Raw genomic sequence first — 3456 nt, forward strand, 5'->3', positions numbered from 1 at the left:
AAGATTTTAGAACGTATAGAAACAATTGCTACAATGCCTACCAAAGAACAAGAGCAGCTTTTTAGTGTGATTGATGCGTTAATTAGAGATTATAAAGCCAAGCAGGCTTATTCCTCATAAAACCATAAAAAAAGCAGTCTAATTGACTGCTTTTGTGTTTTGTTTATTTAACTGTTGTATTGATTAACTTTTGAAAATGATTTTAACTTTTTTTATTAAATCTTTTTTATTCATATTAACTGCATTATATTTTGTATCATTTTCACATTCAATGAAGTAAGGGATTTCATTTTTTTCATTAAAAAAATAAAAGTAAATGTCATCATGAGGAGAATAATACTCTCTGTATGAACCATATTTTTTTACTATATCAGTAAAATAAAAATCAAATTCGGCTAATATTGTGATGGATTTTATTTCATCTTTTTCAAGATAAACAATAATTTTTTTCAAACTTTTATTGTAAGGAGTTAAAAAATAAGTATTGCTATTATTTACTCTATCAATGTTTCCAAGTTTTGTGACTATATCATTTTTATCTTTATTTAAGCAAACTTGTTTATTAATAAATTCTTCTAAAAAAAATAAATCTAATTCTTTTATATTGCTCATAACTAACTTTTTGGCTCTGTCGGTTGGGTTGATTGAGTTGGTTGAACAGGTTCTACTTTTGCGTCAACTTTAAATAATTGTGTCTCTCCTCCAGGTAATATTTTATCACTACCAGGTGTCCAATCTTTAATCGATTTAGTTGTCGATTGTAAAAATTTTGTGTCTTCGAGTAATTTATATAATGTTTTTACTCTACCTTCTAAAGGAATTCCTAACTTTTCAGGATCTGCTCCGGGTAAAGTGTAATAATTACCTGTTTTAGGATTACCATTTTCATCTGTATAAGTCCATTGCTCAACTATAGTTCCCGCAGGATAGGTTTTAGTCATAACAGGTTTTGAAAAATCAATCCCTTTCAGATGTCCTTTAATCTTGTCTTTCTCAAATCCCTCTTTCTCATAAAAAGCTCTTGCAAGAATTTTTCTAACATCACCAATTCTAACTATTGGTGTCTCTTCAATAGTCTTATCTTTAATTTTCAAATCAGGTACTGCGTATTTCTCATCGATTTTCCAATTCAGAGGAATAAGCTCTTTTGAACGATGATAGTACATATCCATTTCACTTGTGTTCCCACCATAGTTAGGGCTCATATAATCAGTTAATAAGCAAAATACAAGTCCCACTGCTTTACCAGCAGTACCTAATACTTTCTCACCTATTCCTTTGGATACCTCTCGTTTAATAACTTGCTTACCTTGACCTTCAACGGAACTCTTCAAAGCTTGTTTAGCTAATTCAGATGTAGCATCTTTACCAATTGTAGTTAAAACAGGAGCCGCAGGAATAAAAGCTTTATTAGTAGCATCGCTTTTTTCTGCACCTTCTAATTCAACATAAGCAATAACACTATTTTCAGCAAAACTAAATGGAGAGTTATGAGGATACTCTTTGGCAAGCGGGTCAAGTGATAAAAATCTTCCAACCCTTGGGTCGTACATTCTAAACGTATAGTTTAACGAGTTCCCTTCACCTTTTACTTCATCGTCTTTTTCTTGCCCTTGAAAGCCATAACGGTAGTCAGCTGTTGAGCCATGACGGTTAGGAACCAAACTACCAAAAGGATAGCGACATTTTGTATAAGAACGTGATGTAAATGTATTAAAAAAAGCAACTCAAAATGAATTGCTTTTTGTTTTATTACAGCTCAAAGTGAGGACACTTTGCGTAGCACGTTAGTTTTTATTTAGAACTCTTTGAGCAGCTGGGGGACACTTTGAGCAGCACGTTAGTTTTTATTTAGAACTCTTTGATAATCTGGGTTATTTTTTTGAGTCCATAATGTTAAATACCATTTTTGATTATATCTACTTATCAAGTACAGAGATTCTCCTTTTACAAGGTCAAAACTTACTTTTGATTTTTCTTTTAACAAATAAATTTCAATTTTACTTTGACTTCTTTTTCTAGAAACATCTACAGTTTTGAATATTTCTTCATGTTTCATATTCATATAATTAATAGTATCATTCCTTATAAAATTCAAAACCCTTTTCTTATCACAGAAGACAACTATAGAATCTTGAAAATTATTTAAAAAGGCAAGACAAATTAAATTTTTATTTTCTGAATTAAAAGAAAAAGAGTTTCCTTGACCATTAGAAATTACCAAAGAATTTTCTTTGAAAAAGTCAAATTCATTTTTTTTCAATGGATTACAACCTACAATGAGTATAAAAAATACGTTAAATAATATTATTGCCTTTTTTAAAATCGACATAATTTTATTTTGTTTTAGGTTTTAACTCATCTACTTCATATAAAGACTTTTTCAACACATTCTCTTTAATAGTTTTTACTTGACCTGGTAAAATCTGATTAACATTACTCGGTGCTAATTTGCTTTCGATTGGTAAAATATCTGATGTATTCATAAAATTATCAATAATAGTCTTCTCAACTCTATTTGTGGAATCTGTCTGATCTAAAGTTGGATTATTTAATTTTTCAGTACCTGATAATTCCCATGGATGATTAAGCCCTGCTGAATGACCAAATATTTCATGTGTTCCAGTATCTGCAATATCAGTATCAGGAACAATAACTCCATCTACAGTTATTCCTATTGAAGTTTTAAAACGATTTACAATTCCTTTATTATCCCCAGCTATTAAATTGGTTGTAGTTGTGGTTGTAGTCGAGTTCCCTATTGTTTTTGTAGTAACTGTCTTTTTTGTAATTCTATCGTCAAATATTAAATATCCTATATTGCCGTCATTTTCAGTTGGAGGATTATAATCTAAGACTACAATAGTGTTTACGTTTTCAGTATAACTCTTACCTTCTTTAGTATATGTTAATGTAGTAGTGCCTTCTTTTTCTATTTTGGTTTTTATTACTTCTGCTTTTGCTCTCACAATTGCTGGATCTGTAACAATTGAAGATCTATTTTCTACTTTTACTTTTACAACTAACTCAGTAGTAACCAATATTGTCCCATCAGGCTTTGTTATTTCTGTTGTTTTACCAGCCCATTCTTTGCCATCTAAATCATTACCATCAATAGGTCTATTACTAGCAAACTGATAAGGTGTTAAATATGGATACATCGCTGTTAGAGGATCCACATTGAAGAACCTTCCAATTCTTGGATTGTACATCCTCATTCCGTAATCTTGGAAGTTTCCTTCTCCCATTACTTCATCATCCTTTTCTTTCCCATTAAACCCGTAACGATAATCAGCTGTTGAGCCATGGCGGTTGGGAACCAAACTACCAAAAGGATAGCGACATTTTGTGTAAGAACGTGATGTAAATGTATTAAAAAAAGCAACTCGCTGAAAAGTTGCTTTTGTTGTTTTATTATAGCTCAAAGTGAGGACACTTTGCGCAGCACGTTAGTTT

General features: G+C 31.0%; 3 protein-coding genes and 1 pseudogene. All 4 read right to left on the bottom strand.

Annotated elements, in window-relative coordinates; all coding sequences use genetic code 11:
• Positions 1 to 183 precede the first annotated feature (183 nt).
• The gene (locus ACK5ON_RS10575; protein WP_409822267.1) at positions 184 to 612 is read right to left on the bottom strand and encodes a hypothetical protein; all 429 of its coding nucleotides are present in this window, start codon (positions 610 to 612) and stop codon (positions 184 to 186) included.
• A gap of 2 nt (positions 613 to 614) precedes the next feature.
• Positions 615 to 1667, bottom strand: a pseudogene (locus ACK5ON_RS10580) (RHS repeat-associated core domain-containing protein); the annotation flags it as partial.
• A gap of 173 nt (positions 1668 to 1840) precedes the next feature.
• Complete coding sequence (locus ACK5ON_RS10585) at positions 1841 to 2332, bottom strand: hypothetical protein (RefSeq protein WP_409822269.1); 492 nt, start codon at positions 2330 to 2332, stop codon at positions 1841 to 1843.
• 4 nt (positions 2333 to 2336) lie between these two features.
• Positions 2337 to 3425 (bottom strand): RHS repeat-associated core domain-containing protein, encoded by a 1089-nt coding sequence (locus ACK5ON_RS10590; RefSeq protein WP_409822271.1) that lies wholly within the window; start codon positions 3423 to 3425, stop codon positions 2337 to 2339.
• Positions 3426 to 3456 lie beyond the last annotated feature (31 nt).

It is taken from the genome of Flavobacterium sp., assembly GCF_046317795.1.
GTDB lineage: Bacteria > Bacteroidota > Bacteroidia > Flavobacteriales > Flavobacteriaceae > Flavobacterium.